Origin of the sequence: Paraburkholderia sp. CNPSo 3274, assembly GCF_024206475.1 — a bacterium.
Lineage (GTDB): Bacteria > Pseudomonadota > Gammaproteobacteria > Burkholderiales > Burkholderiaceae > Paraburkholderia.
This window is the reverse complement of the sequence record NZ_JAMBPR010000044.1, coordinates 21,281-41,613: the sequence shown is the minus strand read 5'-3', so window position 1 is coordinate 41,613 and position 20,333 is coordinate 21,281. Positions and strand designations below refer to the sequence as shown.

The 20,333-nt window shown below is 65.0% G+C and carries 13 protein-coding genes and 2 pseudogenes; 3 read left to right on the top strand and 12 right to left on the bottom strand.

The genetic code is table 11. From position 1 onward, the window contains the following. Positions 1–154: 154 nt before the first annotated feature. The gene (locus M3I54_RS27050) at positions 155–1,057 is read left to right on the top strand and encodes a LysR substrate-binding domain-containing protein (protein ID WP_254341666.1); all 903 of its coding nucleotides are present in this window, start codon (positions 155–157) and stop codon (positions 1,055–1,057) included. A 42-nt stretch (positions 1,058–1,099) separates the two neighbouring features. Here M3I54_RS27050 and M3I54_RS27045 read toward each other — a convergent pair whose 3' ends face one another. The 4 genes and pseudogenes from M3I54_RS27045 to M3I54_RS27030 all read right to left on the bottom strand — a co-directional run bounded on the left by M3I54_RS27045 (position 1,100) and on the right by M3I54_RS27030 (position 7,985). Continuing rightward, positions 1,100–2,257: an acyl-CoA dehydrogenase family protein gene (locus tag M3I54_RS27045; RefSeq protein ID WP_254341664.1), complete on the bottom strand. Its 1,158-nt coding sequence runs from the start codon at positions 2,255–2,257 to the stop codon at positions 1,100–1,102. 69 nt (positions 2,258–2,326) lie between these two features. Next, entirely contained in the window at positions 2,327–3,859 is a 1,533-nt protein-coding gene (locus M3I54_RS27040; protein ID WP_254341662.1) for a class I adenylate-forming enzyme family protein, read from the bottom strand. A gap of 365 nt (positions 3,860–4,224) precedes the next feature. Next, positions 4,225–5,598, bottom strand: a pseudogene (locus M3I54_RS27035) (MFS transporter). A 47-nt stretch (positions 5,599–5,645) separates the two neighbouring features. Further along, positions 5,646–7,985, bottom strand: coding sequence for a cytochrome P450/oxidoreductase (locus tag M3I54_RS27030; RefSeq protein ID WP_254341660.1), 2,340 nt, complete (start codon positions 7,983–7,985; stop codon positions 5,646–5,648). A 165-nt stretch (positions 7,986–8,150) separates the two neighbouring features. On the opposite strand from M3I54_RS27030, the gene M3I54_RS27025 reads away from it, so the two are divergent. Beyond that, positions 8,151–9,035, top strand: coding sequence for an IclR family transcriptional regulator (locus M3I54_RS27025; RefSeq protein WP_254341658.1), 885 nt, complete (start codon positions 8,151–8,153; stop codon positions 9,033–9,035). Positions 9,036–9,125: 90 nt separating this feature from the next. On the opposite strand, the gene M3I54_RS27020 is transcribed toward M3I54_RS27025, so the two are convergent. After that, positions 9,126–10,367 carry a cytochrome-c peroxidase gene (locus M3I54_RS27020; protein WP_254341656.1) on the bottom strand — a complete coding sequence of 414 codons (1,242 nt, stop codon included), beginning with the start codon at positions 10,365–10,367 and terminating at the stop codon, positions 9,126–9,128. A 76-nt stretch (positions 10,368–10,443) separates the two neighbouring features. After that, the gene (locus M3I54_RS27015; protein WP_254341654.1) at positions 10,444–12,321 is read right to left on the bottom strand and encodes an alkaline phosphatase family protein; all 1,878 of its coding nucleotides are present in this window, start codon (positions 12,319–12,321) and stop codon (positions 10,444–10,446) included. A gap of 282 nt (positions 12,322–12,603) precedes the next feature. Here M3I54_RS27015 and M3I54_RS27010 point away from each other — a divergent pair, with 282 nt between their 5' ends. Next, positions 12,604–13,956, top strand: coding sequence for an NYN domain-containing protein (locus M3I54_RS27010; protein ID WP_254341652.1), 1,353 nt, complete (start codon positions 12,604–12,606; stop codon positions 13,954–13,956). Positions 13,957–14,236: 280 nt separating this feature from the next. Here the strand turns inward: M3I54_RS27010 and M3I54_RS27005 are convergent. The 6 genes and pseudogenes from M3I54_RS27005 to M3I54_RS26980 form a co-directional block, all read right to left on the bottom strand. Then, positions 14,237–14,485 (bottom strand): annotated as a pseudogene (locus M3I54_RS27005) (hypothetical protein); the annotation flags it as partial. Positions 14,486–14,549: 64 nt separating this feature from the next. Beyond that, a complete protein-coding gene (locus tag M3I54_RS27000; RefSeq protein ID WP_254341651.1) occupies positions 14,550–15,356 on the bottom strand; it encodes a hypothetical protein in 807 nt (268 codons plus the stop codon). Continuing rightward, positions 15,353–17,584 (bottom strand): sodium:proton antiporter, encoded by a 2,232-nt coding sequence (locus M3I54_RS26995; RefSeq protein ID WP_254341650.1) that lies wholly within the window; start codon positions 17,582–17,584, stop codon positions 15,353–15,355. The genes M3I54_RS27000 and M3I54_RS26995 overlap by 4 nt, the downstream gene beginning before the upstream one ends. A 12-nt stretch (positions 17,585–17,596) precedes the next feature. Beyond that, a complete protein-coding gene (locus M3I54_RS26990; protein ID WP_254341649.1) occupies positions 17,597–18,184 on the bottom strand; it encodes an LUD domain-containing protein in 588 nt (195 codons plus the stop codon). Then, the gene (locus M3I54_RS26985; protein WP_254341648.1) at positions 18,171–19,565 is read right to left on the bottom strand and encodes a lactate utilization protein B; all 1,395 of its coding nucleotides are present in this window, start codon (positions 19,563–19,565) and stop codon (positions 18,171–18,173) included. Before M3I54_RS26985 ends, M3I54_RS26990 begins: the two co-directional genes overlap by 14 nt. Then, positions 19,562–20,305, bottom strand: coding sequence for a (Fe-S)-binding protein (locus tag M3I54_RS26980; protein WP_254341646.1), 744 nt, complete (start codon positions 20,303–20,305; stop codon positions 19,562–19,564). Before M3I54_RS26980 ends, M3I54_RS26985 begins: the two co-directional genes overlap by 4 nt. Positions 20,306–20,333: the final 28 nt, after the last annotated feature.

Sequence of the window (20,333 nt, the reverse complement as noted above, 5' to 3'; positions counted from 1 at the left end):
GAACGCCTGTTTCGGCCAGGATTAACCCGTACTATCGCTAATGGCGTGCATTGCGCTGCGGCGCAATAATGCTCAGAGTCTGCTCGTCCCCTATGTTTCACGCATCCCTCGAACAAACGAGCTGACAGACATTGGAGTCACGGCAAGTCAACCCATGCATTTCGATCTCGTCGACCTGAAGCTCTTCACCCACGTGGCCGAGGCGAGCAGCCTCACGCGCGGCGCGGAACGTGCGCACCTGTCGCTGCCCGCGGCGAGCACGCGTATCAAGAATCTCGAAGAACAGGTGGGCGTGAAGCTCTTGAGCCGCACGAGCCAGGGGGTCACGCTGACGGGCCCTGGCGAGACGCTGCTCGCGCACGCGCGCCGCGTGCTCAAGCAGCTCGAGCAACTCACGGGAGACCTGCAGGAATACTCGCAGGGTGTGAAGGGCCACGTGCGCGTGTTTGCGAACACCACGGCGATGAGCGAGTTCCTGCCTGCCGTGCTGCGCACTTACCTCATCAATCATCCCGACGTGTACGTGGACATTCACGAGCGCCTTTCGCCCGATATCGTACGCGCCGTGCAGGACGGCACGATCGATATCGGCATCGTGGCCGGCAATGTACGCACCGAGGGACTGCAGGTGCTGCCCTACCGGCGCGACCGGCTCGTGCTCGTCACCGCACTCAGCCACCCGCTTGCGCAAGCGAGCGAAATGGCGTTTGCCGATACGCTTGGCTACGACTTCATCGGGCCGCCCGACGAAAGCGCGATTTTCTCGTTTCTCAAGCGCGCCTCGTCGGATTTGCAGCGCACGATACGCTGGCGCATCCAGATCGGCAATTTCGAAGCCGCGTGCCGCATGATCGAGGCGAATATCGGCATTGGCGTGCTGCCCGAGGGCACGGCGCGCCGCCACGCGCAGACCATGTCGCTCAAGATCGTGCCGCTCACCGACGAGTGGGCCGTGCGCAAACTGCAGATCTGCATAGCCGACCGCGACGCATTGCCGCTTTTCGCGCGCAAGCTCGTCGATCTGCTGGTGGCCGACGGCATCGGCCGCCTCGAATAAAACCCATGACGCGGCGCGCGTGCTGCGCGCCGCCCCGATCGTTTACCGTCCGCCGGCCGCGCGAATCATGTTGCGCGCAATGACGATCTGCTGGATCTGGCTCGTGCCTTCGTAGATGCGGAAAATGCGCACATCGCGGTAGAAACGCTCGATGCCATAGTCGGACATATAGCCCGCGCCGCCGAAAATCTGCACCGCGCGGTCTGCCACCCGCCCGCACATCTCCGATGCGAACAGCTTCGCACACGCGGCCTCCGTGCTGACGTTCTGGCCAGCGTCGCGGCGCCGCGCCGCGTCGAGCACCATGCAGCGCGCCGCGTAGAGTTCGGTCTGACTATCGGCTAGCATGGCTTGCACGAGCTGGAACTCGGCGATCTTCTCGCCGAACTGCTCGCGCTCCATCGCGTAGCGCAGCGCGTCGTCGAGCATGCGCTGCGCCACGCCCACGCAGATCGCCGCGATATGGATGCGCCCCTTGTCGAGCACCTTCATCGCGGTCTTGAACCCCACGCCTTCTTTACCGCCGATGATGTTCTCCGCGGGCACCTTCACGTCCTCGAAGATGACGTCGCAGGTATGCGCGCCGCGCTGCCCCATCTTCTTGTCGCGCTTGCCGAAGCTGATACCCGGCGTTTTCGCGTCGACGATGAACGAGGTGATGCCGCCCGCGCGCGGCTCGTCGGGATGGGTGCGCGCCATCAGCGTGAACATGCCGGCCTGCGGCGCATTCGTGATGAAGCGCTTGGTGCCGTTCACCACATAATGGTCGCCGCGCCGCTCGGCGCGCGTCTTGATCGAGGCGGCGTCCGAGCCCGCGCCCGGCTCCGTGAGCGCAAAGCTCGCGATGATCTCGCCGCTCGCAAGCTTCGGCAGCCACGTCGCCTTTTGCTCTTCGGTGCCGTCGATCACGATGCCCTGCGAGCCAATGCCCACCGTCGTGCCGATGATCGAGCGAAACGCCGGCGAGGCCTTGCCCAGCTCGAACATCACGAGCACCTCTTCTTCCATCGTGAGATCGAGCCCGCCGTACTGCTCCGGTATGGTCAGGCCGAAGAGACCCATGGCCTTCATGTCGTCGACGATGTCGGCCGGAATTTCATCGGTTTCGGCCACGCGCTCTTCGTTCGGCACGAGACGCTCGCGCACGAAGCGCGCGACGTTGTCGAGCAGAACGTTCATCGTTTCCTGGTCGCGAATCATGGTGTATGCCCTGCAATCGTTGATCGGGCGGCACGCCGCCGCCCCTATGGAAAGGAAAATCAGGAATGCTCAGCGAGCATGCACGGCGCGTTTGGCCATTTCGCGCAGCGGCTGTTTTTGCAGCTTGCCGCTGGCCGTCGTCGGAATCATGTCGATCGTCACGATCTCCGAGGGGCGCTTGTAAGCCGAGAGCCGCTCGCTCAAGTAGTGGGCGAGATCGGCTGCGTCGATCGTCGCGCCCTCCTTCGCTTCCACGAAAGCCACGACTTCCTCGTTGCCTTCGGCGTCGCGCCGCCCCACCACGGCGCTCTGGCGCACCGCCTCGTAGGTGTTGATGACCGACTCGACCTCGATGGGATACACGTTGAAGCCCGAACGGATGATGAGATCTTTCGAGCGGCCCACGATGAAGAGCGCGCCGTCCGCGTCCAGCCGGCCGAGGTCGCCGGTCTTGAGCCAGCCTTCTGCATCGAGCACTTCAGCGGTCAGGCCCGGCTCGCGATAGTAGCCGTGCATGACGCCGGGACCGCGCACCCACAACTCGCCCGCTTCGCCGCGCGGCACATCGCGGCCGTCGGGCCCGACCACGCGCAACTCGGCGCCCTCCACGATCTCGCCCGAGGATACGTCCTTGCGCGGCCGGTCCATACGTGTGATGAAGAGCGAGCCCGCGTACTCGGTCATGCCGTAGCCGTGATGCAGCGGCATGCCGAAGAGCGTTTCGACTTGCTGCTTGAGCGTGGGATCGAGCGGACCGCCGCCCGTATAGAGGTAGCGCAGACGCGGCGCATGCACCGTGCCGCCGTGCTCGCGCACATAGGCGACGATGCGCGTGAAGAGCGTCGGCACGCCCTGAAGGATGGAGATCTCGGAGGCGCCGAGCGCTTTCACGACCTCCTCCGCCGAAAAGCGCGCAGCGAGATGCAGGCTCGCGCCCGCCTCGAAGGTGGCGAGCAACAGCGTGGCGAGGCCGAAGATATGCGACATCGGCATGACCGCGTACGCGCAGTCCGCCTGTGTCATGTCGCGCGATGTCGCCGATACATGCGCGAAATGCAGCAGGCCGCGATGCGTGGCCATCACGCCCTTGGGCTGGCCCGTCGTGCCCGACGTGTAGATGAGCACCGCGACCTCGTGCGCGAGCGCTTCGGCCTCACGCACGGCGTTGAGATCGGGCGCGGCCATCATCAGCGGACCGAGTCCGGCGGGCGCGATTTCGCGCGCGCGATAGCGCACACCGTGACGCAGCGCGTCTGGCGAAGCACCGTGCGTAAACAGCATGAGACGCGGCCCGCAATGCGCGCGGATCGTCTCGATCTCGCGCTCCGAGAGCCGCGCATTGACCACGGCCGGCCACGCGCCGATTTCCGCAAGCGCGAACAGCAGCGTCACCACGGCCGAGCAGTTTTCGGCCACGATGAGCACGCGGTCGCCCACGTCCACACCCTGCTCGCGCAAAAACCGCTGCGCTTGCCCAACGTCGCTCCAGAGCTGCCCGAAGCTCGTCACCTTTGCTTCTTCGCGTATCGCCACGGCCTCGGGCGACGCCTCCGCCCAGTGCCGCGCGATATCGCTGATCTTGCGCGCCGCTCGCCTCACCACTCTCACCTCCCGTCGTTGCTCTTTGACTGCGTACGGCGCGCCGTGGCACGCCGCATCGCGACAGGTATCAGTGTGGTTCAGGCGCGGCCTGCCAACAATTCGTTTTCGATAAAGCCGGCATTCGTCTGCCGAGAAGTCGGAATTCACCCCGATAGCCGGGGCTTCGGGATGACTATCGTCTCGATCCGCTCGCGTGTTCGCCTGGCGCTCAGTCCTCGCGGGTTACGCGTGCGAGGCGCCGGCGCGCGGTAGCGGCGGCCCGATCCGCGCACGAACTCGCCGGGCCGGCCCACGCGGCGTAGCCGCCATGCCCGTGCGGGCGCCTCGCCTGCGCCTGCGCGGCCATACGCAGGCGCTGCCGCCAGTCACTCCATCTGCGCCGCCGCACGCTCGCCTCCCATCGTGCCCTTAGCGGCACTATTCGCCCGATGAATCGCCACGATGCCCGCTAGCGAGACACAGGCCGGCGCGGCAGCCGCGAGAAAGAGCGACGAGGACGACCACTGCAAGTGCAGGAGCGCGCCGCCTAGCACCGGACCGACGACCGAGCCGATCCGCCCCACGCCGAGGCTCCAGCCGATGCCGGTCGAGCGCAGCGAGGTCGGATAGTAGGTGGCGGCGAGCGCGTTGAGCGCAGGCTGGCCGCCGATGATCGTAAAGCCCGTCACGAAGATCGCCACGAACATCGCGGCCACGGAGACCATCACGGCGGGATTGCCGATGGCGGCCGTCGAGACGATGGCGATCAGGAACGTCGTGGCGAGCACGCGCGTGAAGCCCGCCCGGTCGATGATGCGCCCGAGCAGCAGCGTGCCGATCACACCGCCGCCCCACAACGCCGTGCCGGCGAACACGGCGGTCTGGGTCGAATAGCCGGCGTCGCGGATCACGGTCGGCAGCCAGTTCGAGAGGAAATACATGGCGAGCAGGTTCGCGAAGTTCACGACCCACAGCAGCACGGTCACCCGCGCGCGCCCTTCTTTGAACAGCTCGACGAACGGCACGCCGCGCGAGCGCGTTTCCGCGGTCGTGAACTGCACGCCGGCCGGCAACGCGAGCGTAGGCGCCACGCGGGACAGATTGCGGCGCACGCGCGCCTGAATGTGCTCGCCACGGCCGCGAAACAGCAGGAACTGGATCGACTCGGGCAACGCGAGCCACATCAGCACCCCGAGCACGAGCGGAATTGCGCCGCCCACGAAGAACACGGCGCGCCACCCGAACGCAGGAATCAGCGCCGCGGTGATCAGGCCGCCCACCACGCCGCCCAGCGTAAAGCCGCACGAGACGATCATCATGAGCGTGACGCGCATGCGGCGCGGGCTGTACTCGCCCGCGAGCGCCATCGCGTTCGGCATGATGCAGCCAAGACCCAGCCCCGCGACGAAGCGTCAGGCCACCAGTTCCGCGATCGAATGCGCGAAGCCCGTCGCGACCATGCACGCGGAAAAGAACAGCGTCGCGCCGATCAGCACCGGGCGGCGGCCGATCTTGTCGGCGAGCGTGCTGAACGTGAGCGAGCCCACCAGCATGCCGAAGAGGCCCGCACCGAACACCGGCGAGAGCGTTTCCTTCGCGATTCCCCACTCGCGGATCACGACCGGCGCTACATAGCCCATCGCCTGGACGTCGAAGCCGTCCATCACGAGGCACAGCGCGCACAGCGTGACCACGAGTAGCTGATACGGCCCGAACCGGCTTTCGTCGATGATGCCGGTAACCTCCACCGCCTGATTCATGCAATGTCTCCAATCATTGTTTTGTCATCTCGATCGCTCTGCGGCGACTAGAGTTCGAGTATCAATCGCCCGCTTTTCGCGCGCGAGCAGCAGGTCATCATGCGGGTTTGCGTGTCCCGCTCGGCGCGCGTGAGCACCACGTCGCGGTGGTCGATCTCGCCCGCCAGCACGCGCACCTCGCACGAGCCGCACAAACCTTCCTCGCAATCGCTTTGCACGTCGATGTTCGCGCGGCGCAGCGCGTCGAGCACGGTCTGGTCCGCACCCACGTTGAGCACGAGCCCCGAGTCCTTCAACTCGACTTCGAATGCCTGCTCCTGCGAGGGATCGAGCTTGCCGCCGGTCGCGGCGAAATGCTCCACGCGCAGCGCATCCTCGGGCCACGCCTCGCTGCAGGCTTCGAGCGCTTCGAGCATGCGCGCGGGGCCGCACGCGTAGACACGCGTGTGTTCGTCGACGTGCAGTGCCGCGAAATCGTTACGCGTGCCTTCTTCCGACACGTGCAGATGCAGGCGCTCGCCGTGCAGCTGCGCGAGTTCCTCGACGAGCGCCATTGTCTTGCGCGAGCGCCCGCTATAGTGCAATTCGTAGTCGATGCCCAGCTCGCGCGCGCGCCGGGCCATGGCACTCACCGGCGTGATGCCGATGCCGCCCGCAATGAAGATCGCGCGGCGCCCCTCTTCGTCGAGCCGGAAGTGATTGCGCGGGCCACGAATTTTCAAGCGCATGCCTGCGCGCAACGTGTCGTGGACCCAGGCCGACCCGCCACGGCTTTGCGTTTCCCGCAGCACGGCGATCTCGAACGCGCCCGTGTCGGCGGGGTCCGAGCACAGCGAGTACTGGCGTGAGATGCCGGTGTCGCCGCACTCCACGTCGATATGCGCGCCCGGCGCCCAGCGCGGCAGCGCACCGCCGTTCGGCGCGACGAGACGCAAACGGACGATGCCGTCGGCCACGGCGTCCACACGCTCGACCACCACAGGCCGCGAAAGCGCGTGCGCCGAAGGCTCGCCAATGCGCACCGGCACATGCGCGCCGAGCAGCGCCGGATTCACGCGCTCCGGATTCCGCGCGGGGTCCCATTCCACGAACACATGCTCAGGACCCCGGAACGACGTGTTGGGCACATACGTGAACGTCTGCCCGGCCAGACGCATGTGAGGCAAGCGGCGCGTGAACTCTTCGAGGAAGATCTGCATCTCCATGCGCGCGAGGTTCTTGCCCATGCACTGGTGCGAGCCATAGCCGAACGTGACATGGTCGCTCGCGTTGTCGCGGCGAATGTCGAACAGGTCGGCATCGGCAAAATGGCGCTCGTCGTGATTCGCCGAGGAAGTCACGATGAGCAGCTTCGAACCCGCCGGAATGTCGATGCCGCCAATTTGCACGTCCTTCGTCGCGAGGCGCCGCCAGGCCGCCACCGACCCGTTGTGGCGCAGGCACTCCTCCACCGCGTTCGGAATGAGGCTCGGGTCCTCGCAGATCTCGCGCCACGCGTGCGGGTGCTGCAGCAGCAGCTTCATCGCGTTCGCCGCGGCGTTGGCCGTGGTCTCGTGCGCGGCCACGATGCCGGCCATCATCATCGAATGCAGATAGGAGTCCGTGACGACTTCCGGATGCGCCTTCTGCTTGCGAATGCCATATTGCATCCAGCCCGGGCCATCCGGGTTCTGGCGCATCTTGTCGAGCACCTTGCCCGCGAACTGCCAGAAGTTGCCCACCGCGTGCGCGACTTCGACCTGCTCTTCGGGGCGCGGCCGGCCCCACGTGTTGACCGTGTGCGCAATCGAGTACTTGCGCAGCAGGTCCATGTCCTCCTCGGGCACGCCCAGAAAATGAAGCGCCACGGTGAGCGGCACTTCCCAGAGCATCTGGTCCACGAGGTCGGCGCGGCCATCGTCGATGTAACGGTCCACGTACTCGCGCGTGAGGCGCCGCACCATCGGTTCGTGGTGCTTGAGATGTTCGGGCGTGAACGGCTCCATCAGCGCGCGGCGGCGCGGCATGTGGGCAGGCTCGTCCTCGTTCACGAGCGTGCGGTTCATGGCGTAGCCGTACGACTCCAGCACTGCGTTCGCCTCGGGACCGGTGGGCGTGATCTTTTCGAGCGCGATGGAGGGTGAAAACGTGAGGTTGTCGCGAAAGATCGCCTTGATGTCGTCGTAGCGCGTGACGACCCAGTAGCCAAGCTGCGGGCTATAGAACACGGGCTCCTGCTCGCGCGCCCAGCGCACATAGTCGGGCGGGTCCTGCTGGTAGCCGTCGCTGAAGGGGTCGAATGCCGCGGCATTGGCGCTGCCCGGGCAGCGCGGCGTTGCGCCTGGTGTCTGATTCGCTGCGTGGGGGAACGGGCAGCGGCCCGTCGACTGGGAAGGTGTCTCGCTCATATGCCTCTCCTGCATCCTGCATGCGTTACGTTTTGCGTAACTCTAGTACGCATTGCGTAATTGCGAGATAGGGGTTAACGTGCAAGCATGGCAGGCACTGTGCCGCGCCTACGCGCCCTAAAATCCCGCGTGAACCCAATCGATTCCGCAGCGTCCCCGCCCAGCATGGAAAGCAGGAAAACCACTCCCCGTCGCCCCGCGGCCAAAGTCGCCGAAGCCTCAACGCCGCCCAAAGTCGCCAGAGAGACGGAGGCCGTAGCCGCACCGCGCGAGCGCCGCCAGCGCGTGCAATCCGCGCAAACGGGCATGGCTGTGCTCAAGGGTCTCGCGCGCCTGGGCGGCCGCGCGAGTCTCTCGGGGCTCGCCGCGTGCGTGGGCGAGAGTCCTGCGAAGGTGCATCGCTACCTGGTGAGCCTGATCGAGGAAGGCCTCGTCGCGCAGGACACCGCCACCCAGCAGTATCTGCTCGGCGCCGAGGCGATGATGATCGGCGTGGCCGCCATGCGCCAGGCCGATCCGGTGCGCATGGCGGAGCCCGCGCTCGTGCGCCTGCGCGAGACGCTCGAAGTGACGTCGTTCGTCGCGGTGATGGGCAACAAGGGGCCCACGATCATCCGTTTCGAGGAGCCGGGGCTGCCCGTGACCGTCAACGTGCGGGTGGGTTCGGTGATGTCGCTGCTTTGGTCGTCGACGGGCCGCGTGTTTCTCGGCCTGCTCGACGACACGCGCGTGCTCGCGCAAGCGCAAGAAGAACTGGCGCACGCCGATGCTTCGTTGCGCGCGCAACTGAGTGCGAGCGATCCGATCGGCACGCTGCGGCGCGACGTGCAGGCGGCGCGCTGCGCGAGCGTGCGCGACACGAATCTCAAGGGCATCAGCGCCGTTTCGGCGCCGCTCTTCGATCACACCGGCAAGCTCTGCGGGGTGCTCACGGCGCTGGGCGCCACGGGCGGCTTCGACGCCACGCCCGAGGGCCCGAACGGGCGCGCCGTACGCCGCGAGGCCGACGCCGTTAGCGCCCTCCTCGGCTACGTGGCGCGCAGCGCTTAACGCTTCGTTAGCTTGGTCGGCGCGGGGGCGGCCGGCTTCGTTGGTGCCCGGTTCAAAAACTGACCGGGCTTTTCTTTTTTCTGCACGATGTTAGCGAGGCACTGTCTGTGCGTCCGCGTCAGTCAGGGTATCCAGGAACGCCACCACGTCGCGGATATCCGAGTCTGACCAGACCGGTTTGCCGCCCAGGTGATTCGTCAGCGGCTCCGTCTTGGTATCCACATTACTGCGCAGATTCTTCGGCAGGTCGTCAAACTTCACGACGTGGCCGTGCGCGTCTTTCGAATACCACTTCTCCGGGTTCGTGTCGCGCTCGACATAGAAGCGTAACGAATCTTCAAGCGTATGGTACATGCCATTGTGAAAGAAGACGCGTCGCGTGGCGACGTTGCGAAGCGTGGGCGTGCGGAACATCCCGCAGAACCACTTCTGCTGCTTCGCCTCGTCTTGACGCAGCGGCCCACATAACCCCATGTCGAAGAAATTCGGATCACGGTTGGCCGGAATTTCCATGTTGCGTGGCACACCCAGCGTCTGAAAGTTGTAGTCCGTCAGTGCCGGATGCGCGCCGTGAGCGCCTTTGTTGATCAGGTGACAGCTTGCACAGTTGCCCTTGTCCGGGTCGCTGAATAGCACCAATCCGTGCGCTTCCTGTGGCGTGAAATGATCCTTGCCGTCGAGCACTCGGTCGAACTTGCTGGAGTACGGCGCGAACGACGGATCGTTGAACTGGAATGCCTGCAATACCTTTCCAAGGTCCGCCAGCGCCTGCGTCGGTCGCGAGAAAATGTCCTGACCGAATGCTTCCCGGAACTGCTGTGCGTAGGCGCTTTTGCTCAGCTTCTGCGCCACGTCATCCGCGCTGCTGTTTGCCATTTCATCCGGATTGAGCAGGGGAAATGCAGCCTGATCCGCAGGGGTGTTGTAGCGGCCATCCCAGGTGTATCCGCCGATGGGCTGATTATCTCCGTCCTCGAGACGCTCTTTCAGGCTATTTGCCTGCGTGAACGTCCAGTAAGGCACAGCACGCAGATAGCGCAGCGACGGCGCCGAGCGCAGTCCGGCTCGATCGAGGTTTGGACCACCCAACTGGACTGCCAGACCGTTCGGCGGCCCATAGGCATTCTCAGGGCTGTGGCAGGAGGCACATGACTGCTTGCCGGAAGCCGACAGCGACGGATCAAAGAACGCTGCCTTGCCGATAGCTGCCAGATCAGGCGCACGTGCTTTGACCGTGGCTGCTTGAGCGTCCGGTACATGTTGGTCGCATGCGGAAAGCAGGCAAATGCAAAGGGCCGTTGCGAGAACAGCCCTTAAAGGAAATTGGCGCATGACGGATCAAGAAAAGAGCCCGGTTCAAACGGAGAACCGGGCTTAGACAACAAAGTACTTGTGAGACCGCTAGAGACTAGCGGTTATCGATGTTGGCCGACGTGAAGATCGGCTTGAGCGATGCATCATCGGCGTAGCCGAGATACGAGCCCATGCCGAAGTTGTCTTCGAGCGAACGCAGCATCGCGTAGTGGTTGTAGCCCGTACTATCCACGTGACCGCCCTTGATGAACGGCGACAGCAGAAGCGTACCAATCTGATCGCCACCGACTCCGAGGTAGTTCAACGCAATCGACACGCTCTGCACGGATGCAGGCAGCGTCGCCGGGTTGATACCGAGCAGGGCTGCTTGAGCCACCGGCAGCGTGGACATCGTGACCTGTTCCGGACGCGTCACGTTCGGACCCGTTTGCTGGTTGCAGCCAGGGCACTGGTTGCCCATCTCCGGCTCCAGCAGGGAAAGCGTCGTGCCATCTGCACTGACCGCCGTTGTCGGCGTCAGTCCGGTCACGACGCCTTCGTCCGTGGTGATGATGATCAGGCCGTCCTGCTTGTAGGCGGGCGAAGCCTGGATCAGCGGGATCGTGTTCTTCAGGAACGCGTCGATCGAAGCCAAACCACCAGGCTGACCGTTTTTGCAGCCCTTGCCCGCAGCGCCCGTACCGTCACCATCATGACCATCGTCACACAGGTTCGGCGTGATGAAGGAGAAGTTCGGCGTCGTGGCAATCGACTGAAGATCCGTTGCCAGGTCGTCTTGCAGGTTGACCACGTGCGCGTCGCAGTTCGCCAGATCATCGATGGTCGAATGGAAATACGGGAACGGATTATGGCGCGTTGCGTACTCATCGCCCGCCACGTCACCCGAAGCAGAAGGAGCCTGCGCGGCCTGCGTGCCGTCCACACCCTTCGTCGGGTCGGTGCCCGCGAGCTGCGCGGTACGGCGCGGGAACGAACAGGTTCTCGTGCCGTCACGGTTCAGGTCGTTGCCCATGTCCTCGTTGTAGCTGCGCCACGTGAGCCTGGCTTGTTCCATCTGGTTGCCAATATGCTGCACGCGAGCCGGGAACACGCAGCCGCCGCTCTGGTGGCCGTTTACGTCCGTCCCTGCCTTGAGAACTTTGGGGTTCGCCGAGTCGTTGCCGGCATCCACGATATCGGACCAAATCTGGAAGCAGTCCGTTTCGGTGTCGTGCGTCGACGGCTGACCCGACACCATCGATATGTAATTGTCCAGCGAAACGTGGCCGGTGCCGTAGTAGTTCGAGAGGAACGTGCCCTGCGGCATCAGCGATTTCAGGTACGGGTCCTGGTTCGAATCCGAGGCCGTCGTGCCGTACGTCGATTCCGCGCTCTTGTTTTCGAGCACGATAACCCAGACGTGCTTGATGGCCTTGCTCGAAGCGACGGTTGCAATGTACTGGTCGCTCGCTGCCTTCACCACGGCGTTGCCGTTGGTGTTGAAGTCGCCCAGCAGGGTGTCCGGCGTCGTGCCGATCTTGTTCGCCAGTTGCGTTTGAGCATCCGACTGCGACAGGCCGCTGTCCATCAGTTGCGAAAGCTGCGTGGTGATCGCGCTGACGGAACTGACGCCGCGCGGCGAACGGAACGTAGCCGTGCTGTTGAACGCCGTGCCCATGTTCTTGCCCGATGCGTCGTTCTCCGTGGCGCCGCTCAGGTCGGCAACGATGTACTTCCACGACCCATTGCTCGTATCGGAGATCGAGAACTTGCCCTGGGCATCCGAGCGCGCGACCGGCTCGCCCGGGTCGCACTTGCCATTGTTGTTCACATCCAGGCAGACCGCCGCATTCTGGATATAGCTGCCGAGCACCTGACCGGTGACCTTCGGTCCGCCGTCCGAACCGTTGCTTCCGCAACCAGATAACCCCGCCATTACGCCGATGCTCGCCAGCATCGCGAGCGCGCCCCTGCGCGACTGTATTTTCTTCACAACTGTCCCTCGTTATAAGTCGGACACACCCGACGGATTTTGACTCGCGGAAAGTCTATGTAAGTTGTGTTACACGCTTGTTAAGGAGCTGTTAGGGAATTGGATAAACGTGAAAATGACTGCGTTTTACGGCCTCACATTCGAAAATCGCTCCAGATAACCATGCTTGCGCACACAACCAACAGGTGCGCGGGGCGACACGCCACTATGACGATTCCCGGCCCATCGCTGTGCAACCGGCTATCATGTGAATTCAAACGGTAGATGGAACGAATCAATCACATGGCTTCCCCACAGGAAAACGTCAGCATGGCGGTGTTCTGCGACTTCGAGAACGTCGCGCTCGGCGTGCGCGACGCGAAGATCGACCGCTTCGATATCAAGCCCGTGCTGGAGCGGCTCTTGCTCAAGGGCAGCATCGTCGTGAAAAAGGCCTATTGCGACTGGGAGCGCTACAAGGGCTTCAAGGCCGCGATGCACGAAGCAAGCTTCGAGCTGATCGAAATTCCTCACGTGCGCCAGTCGGGGAAGAATTCGGCCGATATCCGCCTCGTCGTGGACGCGCTCGATCTCTGCTACACGAAGTCGCACGTGGACACGTTCGTAATCGTGAGCGGCGACTCCGACTTTTCGCCGCTCGTCTCGAAGCTGCGCGAAAACGCCAAGAAGGTGATCGGCGTGGGTGTGAAGGACTCCACCTCCGACCTGCTCGTTGCCAATTGCGACGAATTCATCTTCTATGACGATCTGGTGCGCGACCTCGTGCGCGATCAGCAGGCGCATGGCAAGGGCAAGAGCAAGGACGCCGGCGGCGCGAAACGCCAGGGCGGCGAGGAGCGCCAGCCCAAGCAGGACGGCGACGAGCGCAAGTCGAAAGCCGTTGCCTTTGCGATCGAAACGCTCGACGCGCTCTTGCTGGAGCGTGGCGAAAGCGGCAAGATCTGGGCTTCCGTGCTCAAGAGCGCCATCAAGCGCCGCCGGCCTGACTTCAACGAAACGCGCTACGGCTTCCGCGCGTTCGGCAATCTGCTCGAAGAGGCGCAGTCGCGCGGCCTGCTCGAAGTGGGCCGCGACGACAAGTCGGGTACGTGGGTGTCACGGCTGAACCCGCCCCCGCTCGCGGCTGCCGCCGCCAGTGTGTCAGCGCCGGAAAACACGGCGGCGCGTGCCGAGGAGCCGCGCGGCAGGCGCAAGGGCCGCCGCAATGGGCGTGGAAGCGGCGCGGCCGACGTGCGCGAAACGGCAGTCGAGCAACCGGTCGAGACGCAAGGCGAGATTCCGTTCGAGCCGGTCGAAGTGCTCGCTCACGCAGCGCATCGGCACGACGCCGCGCCGCCCTTCTCCGCCGAGCCATTCGACGCGAACGGGAGCACCCACGCGCCGCAAGAGGCATACGAGGCGCCCGAACAGGCCACCAATGTCGAGACCGCCGCGCCCGCCCCCGCGCGGCCGCGCAAGACGGCGGCTCGCAAGAGCCCCGCGCGCAAGAGGACATCGAAGAAAGCAGCCGAGACGCCGGCGAGCGCCGCGGACGAACCGGCGGGCGCGGCCGCAGCGCCGGCCGAGCCCGCTGCAAAGAAAGCGCCGTCGCGTGCGCGCCGAGCGCGCAGCAAGGCCGCAGCGGAAGAAAGCTGAAAATTGCGCCACGCGCGCCGCTCGAAATGGGCGGCGCGCGGCGCATCGCTCAATCGCCGAACGGATTCGCCCGGCGTTTGTCCTTCGCAGGCGGCGCTTCATCACTCGCGGGTGCGGTATCGCCGAAAGGATCCGGCTTGCCCGACGGCCTCGCCTCTCCAAACGGGTTCGCAGCCTGGGCGGGTTTCGGTCCGCCAAACGGATTCTCCGCGGCGGCGCGCTTTGCTCCGCCGAACGGATCGCGCGCGTCGGCCGCCTGGCCGGCATCGTCCTCCACGCCGTCATCCTGTGTCTGCGCGAGGTTGTATTCGGACCGCACCTGCTCCAGCACGCGCGCCACGCTCGCTTCGAAGCCAGCCGCGTTATGAAAGTGCTGCATCGTCCAGTTGCAGCCGCCGCGGTCGGGCTCCTGTAACTGCGGGCGCGGCACGCCGATCTTCACGCCGTCGTCGACCACCTCCTGCAGCCGGTGGATGCGCCGGTGCACTTGCTCCTGCAGCCGCGTAGCATTGAGCGTCTTGCGCAACATTGCGAACCTCCTTTCCTGTAGGCGTCACGTCGCGCGAGTCTAGCGCAGTGGCTCGCCCGCGTCGCTACGTCGCCTGCGCATTCATGTGCGCGAGCGCGTCGCGCATCGAATCGCTCGGCACGATGAGTTGCCCCGTGAACGGCGTATCGAGGTCGGCAATCACGTAGACCGCCGACGAAATCGACACCGCGCCAAGCACGATCAGCACGATCGCCAGCGCGTTACGCGGCGCGACGAGCCCGAAGCTCAGGAAGATCAGGATCAGCCAGAGCGCGAGCATCGTGAAGAACGGCCGCGAAATCGTGCCATGCGCCTCTTCGATGAGACGCCAGCGCGTATCGGTCACGCGGTCGAACATCTGCGAGAGCGGGCTCACGAGCGCCTGGTGGTAGGCGTCGTGTGGCGCGAGCGTTTCGATTTCGTGCCCTACCGAGTCGAGCAGCGCGCCGAGTGGCCGGCTTTCGAGTTCGTCGTTGCCGACGCCCGGATCATGCGGATAGTAGTTGCCCGACGGCGGCTTTTCCTGCGCCCAGGTCGAGGCGATGGCGCTTGCCGTATAGGCGCGCAGCAAGGTGCGCGCCGCGGCCGCGTCGGGACCGTATTCGCGCAGGCGTTGATCGAGCTGGATCAGGTTGGCGGCGTAGGCGCGCATGTCGTTGGTCGCCGTATCGAAGCTCGATTTCGCCGACGCGGTGAGCAGGCTCAGCACGAGCGCCGCAAAGGTCACCAGCATGCCGATCACGAGTTGCACGAGCTGCACGGTTTCATGCTTGCGATGCTCCTCGGGCAACAACGGTCGCAACAGCACGCCGAGGCCCGTGCCCCCGAGCAATAGCGCGAACACGAGCAAGGCCTGCTGAATTTCGGTCATGGCGACGGCCTCCGTTCATCGGCGGCGGCGTTTTCCACCTGTGCGGCGGTGTCGGGGCGCGCCTTTGCAGGCTCTGTGTACGCCTCGGCGCCGCCGACGCTCAATGCGTCGATGCGCGTATGAATCGCCTTCGCCTGCGTCTCGCCCGGCACGAGATCCGGATGCGCCCGCGGTACGGCGAGCTTCCACGCGGTGTCCAGTTCGCGCTTGATCGAATCGTAGATCTCCTTCGAAATGGAGCGGTCCTCATACATGGCCTGCACGCGTTCGCGCCCTTCCCGCAGCGCGTAGAGCAGCAGCATGCGCCGCTCGAGCACGTCCGAAGCCTGGCCGAAGCAATGGCGCACGTCCGCAAGCCCATGCTCGGCCGTCGCGATGCGCGCCCTGAGTATCGTCTTGAGCAGCGCCGCGAGACGCTCGCCCAGCAACGGCGTGAGGCTTCGGTCGTTGAAGACGATCAGCTGATGCAGCACGACCCGGCGGCACATCAGGAGTTCGAATCGATCGGCGAGCGCGTCGCCATACGGCTGCCGCACGCGTAGCCAGCGATAAAGCAATCGTGCGACGCGCATCTCAATCGTATCCGCCAGTATTTTTGCGGCGGCGCGCTGATAACCGAGGCGCCCGCCTACGCGCGCCTCTTCGATCATGGCGTCGGTGTTGCGCATCATGGCGTCGAGATTGCGGATCGTGATGATGCCGCTGCCATACTGCGGAATGAGGTCGCGCTCCTTCGCCGCGAGCGTGACGAGGCCGATCACAAGACGCTCGCGGTCGGAGAGCGCCGCTTCGAAATCGAATGCAGTCGCGCTCATGTCGACGCTGCGCCGGAACGTATGGCAGGCCTGGTCGGCGATCGCATCGGGAATGTGAAAGGTGCGTGCCGCCATATGCACGCGTTCGGATACGCCGATCGACGAAAGCTGCACCGCCTTCTGCTGCAGCGCCTGCTCCTGCGGCGAAAGCAGATCGAGGTGCAGCCGCCGGATCAGCAGTTTGAGCGACGTGCCGTTCACGATCAGGCTCACGAGCACGAAGCCCGTCGCGAGAATCGCAACGAAGCGGCGCGTGGAATCGGGCAGCGCCGTGTCCTGCGCGAGGCCGAGCGCGAGCACGAGCGTCACCGCGCCGCGCAGCCCGCCCCATGCAATCACGAGCTTGTAGGCAGCGCTCACGGGCTCGGTGAGCCGCAGGCGGCTCAGCAACGGCAGCATGCCGAACACCACGACGACCCGCGCCGCGAACGCCGCCACCACCACGACGGCGAGCGCAACGAGATCGATCCACTGCGCGTTACGCAGCGTCGCGGGAATCTGCATCGCCGCGAGCAGAAAGATCGCAGCGCCCGCCATGGCCGCGATCTGTTCCCAGATCAGTTGCAGATGCTTCCAGTTGACAGGCGACAGGCGCGTGCTTCCCAGACCGCTAATGACGAGCCCGGCCGCAACCACGGCCACCACGCCCGAGACGTGCAACGTCTGGTCGGCGAGGAGATAGAGCGGATACGGCAACGCGAAACTGAGCGAGATCTCGGCTTTGCCCTCGCCGCCCAGCACCGGCAGGAGCCATGCGAACGCGCGCCCGGCCAACGCCCCGACCAGCAGCCCTCCGCCGAGTGCGATGCCGAGCGCACGCAGCGCGGCCGTTGCCGAGACATTGGCGGCATCGCCCGTGATCGCGGCGATCAGCACGCCAGCAATGGCAATGGCGGCCGCGTCGTTGAGCAGGCTCTCGCCTTCCACGAGGCGCACGAGCCGCTCGGGCGCCCCCACTTCGCGGAACACGGCGAGCACGGCGGAAGGGTCGGTCGTCGCGATCATTGCGCCGAGCAGGAGGCCGTCGGCGAGCGGACCGAGGCCCGTGAGCCGGATCGCGCCGCCCACCACGCCGGTCGTAACGAACACGGCCACCACGGCAAGCAGCAAAATGGGCGCCGCGTCCCCGAGCATCTCGCGCACGTTCACGCTGAGCGCGGCCTGGAATAGCAGCGGCGGCAGGAAGATCCACAGGTAAGCCTCGGGCGGCAATCGAGGCGCAAGCGCGGGCATCACGAAGTTCGCGGCGAGCGTGGGCCACGCCTCGCCGCTCACGAGATAGATGCCGCCCAGCGTGAAACCCCACGCGGCGAGCAGGACCGATTCGGAAATCGACCAGCGCAGACTCACCGCCTGCACGAGAGCGATACTCGCCAGCAGAAAGCCGCTCAGGAGAAGGACGTGGATGACCATGGCGTGCGACCGTCACGGCGCCGGTAGCCACACCACCGTCAACGACCGCACCCCTTGTGCCCCCTGGATCAGCACGCCTTCGATATCGGCCGTCGCGGACGGCCCTGTCACGAGCGCCGCGTAGCGCGCGCCGCGGAAATCGTCGCGGCGGTACGCGTCTTGCAGCCCCGCCACCAGTTGCGCGGGATCGAGCAGCACCACGAGATGCTGCACGAGATAGCCGAGCGCGTTCACCACGTACTCGCGCTCGCTCAGCCACAGCGATCCCGTTTCCGCCACGCCGAAGCGCGCGCGCACCACGCCCACGTCGACGTCTTCGAGCGAGGCCGGTTTCGTGGCAGCGCTGATTTCGCGCGTGCCCTGCACCTCTGGCGTGGCCGACGCGATGCGCGCCTCGCTGCCAAAGCGGCGCAAGATCATGGCGCGCACATCGGCCGCGCTTTGCACCTGCGTCTCGCCGCCGCCCATCAGTTTCAGCGCGACGCCAAAGCGCTCGCGCAAATCGCCGGCGGGCGCGTCGAACAGCGGCACCTCCGGCAACGGTTCGTGCGCGGGTTGCGCGGCGCGCACGCGCGCGAGAAACGCCTCACGATCCGCCATCGCCGCCTCCTTTGCGGTTTTTCCGGTACCACGTGTGGAACGTGGTATGCGGCACGTGCGGCAGATCGCGCTGTTTGCCCCAAATATTGAGCGGGTTGTAGAGCATGAAGTTCGGCAAGCGCCGCAACGCGCCCTCGAGCGACTTCACCGCGCCGCGATAAAGCGTCGGACTACCGAGCAATCGGCCAGCCATCTTCAGCACCTCCTGCTTCACGAACGGCACTTCGTGCTGTGCCGCGATGACCTGCCGCCACTGGTAGATCTGCTCGTGAATATTGATCTTCACGGGGCACACATTCGTGCAACTGCCGTTGAGCGTCGAAGCGAACGGCAACGCACTGAAACGTTTGAGATCGAAGGTCGGATTGATGATCGCGCCGATCGGCCCCGCATAGGTGCTACCGTACGAGAGGCCGCCGCTGCGCCGGTACACGGGACAGGTATTCATGCACGCGCCGCAGCGAATGCATTTGAGCGAGTACCAGAACTCGGGCATGGCGAGCCGCTCAGACCGGCCGTTGTCGACGAGCACGAAATGCATTTCCGCACCGGGCCGCGGCGCGCGGAAATGCGAGGTGTATTGCGTGATCGGCGAGCCGAGCGCGCTGCGCGAGAGCATGCGCACGAATACGCCGAGATCGGAAAGGCGCGGAATCAGCTTCTCGATGCCCATCGAGACGATGTGCAGCGGCGGCACGTTGGCGGAAAGGTCCGCGTTGCCCTCGTTGGTGCACACCACCACCGTGCCCGTTTCGGCCACCGCGAAATTGCAGCCGGTCATGCCCGCCGTTTTCTCGCGCACGAACCACGGCCGCGTATTCATGCGCTGGCTTTCCGCCAGATAGTGAATGTCGTTGTTGTGCGGATCCGTGCCGATGGTGCGGCCGAACACTTCGGCCACGTCGTCGCGCAGCTTGTGCACGGCGGGCACGACGATATGGCTGGGCGGCTGCTTGTCGAGCTGCTGGATGCGCTCCCCAAGGTCGGTCTCCATCACCGAAATGCCGCGCGACTCCAGGTACGGACGCATCTCGCACTCGTCGGTAAGCATCGACTTGCTCTTCACGAGCGCCGTCATGCCGCGCTCGCTCAGGATGCGATAAACGATTTCGTTGTGCTCCTCGGCCGTATCCGCGAAATGGACCTGCACGCCATTGGCTTGCGCCGTGCGCGTGAAATGGTCGAGGTAGTCGGCGAGATGCGAGAGCGTATGCGCCTTGATTTGCGAGGCGAGCGTACGCAGCATTTCCCATTCGGGAATGGCGTGCGCCTGCGCGTCGCGCTTCGAACGCAAGTCCCACAGACGCTTGTCGTGGAAAGCCACATGCTCCGGCCGCGAGAGAAACGTGCCAGCGAGCTTCGCGTGTTCGACTCGCTTCATTCGCGCGCTCCGTTGAGCACCTGGGCAATATGGATGAAGCGGATGTCCGCGCTCATGCGCTCGGCGCAGCCCTGCTGGTGCATGAGGCAGGACATGTCGGCAGACACGATGTATTGCGCGCCCGCGCTCACGTGATCGACCACCTTGTCCTGACCCATGCGCACCGACACCGCTTCCTCAGTCACGGCAAAGGTGCCGCCAAAACCGCAGCATTCGTCGGGGCGCGCCGGCTTCACGAACTCGATGCCCTTCACGTGTTCGAGCAGCGCGAGTGGCTTCGAGAATGTCGGACCCGCGATTTCCGAAACGGAAGCTTCCTTCAAATGGCGCAGCGCGCTGCAGCTATTGTGCAAACCCACGCGCCAGGGAAATTCGGCCCAGGGGAAATCGCGCGCGCCCAGCACGTCATGCAGGAACTCGACGAGTTCATACGTGCTCTCGCGCACCTTGCGCACGGCGTCGGTCTGCTCGATCGCGGTGAAGTGGTCGCGCACGTGATTCACGCAACTCGCCGAAGGCCCGACGATATAGTCGTAGCCCGCGAAGGCGCGCGCAAACACCCGCTCCGCGCCGGCTGCCTCGGCCTGCGCGCCGCTGTTGGCCATGGGCTGGCCGCAGCAGGTCTGTTCGAGCGGATAGTCGACCTCGCAGCCGAAACGCTCCAGCAGTTCCAGTGTGGCGATTGCGACTTCGGGGTAGAACGCGTCGATGAAGCAAGGGACGAATAAGGCAACTTTCATGCGCGGGCTCACACGAAAAGCGGACCCG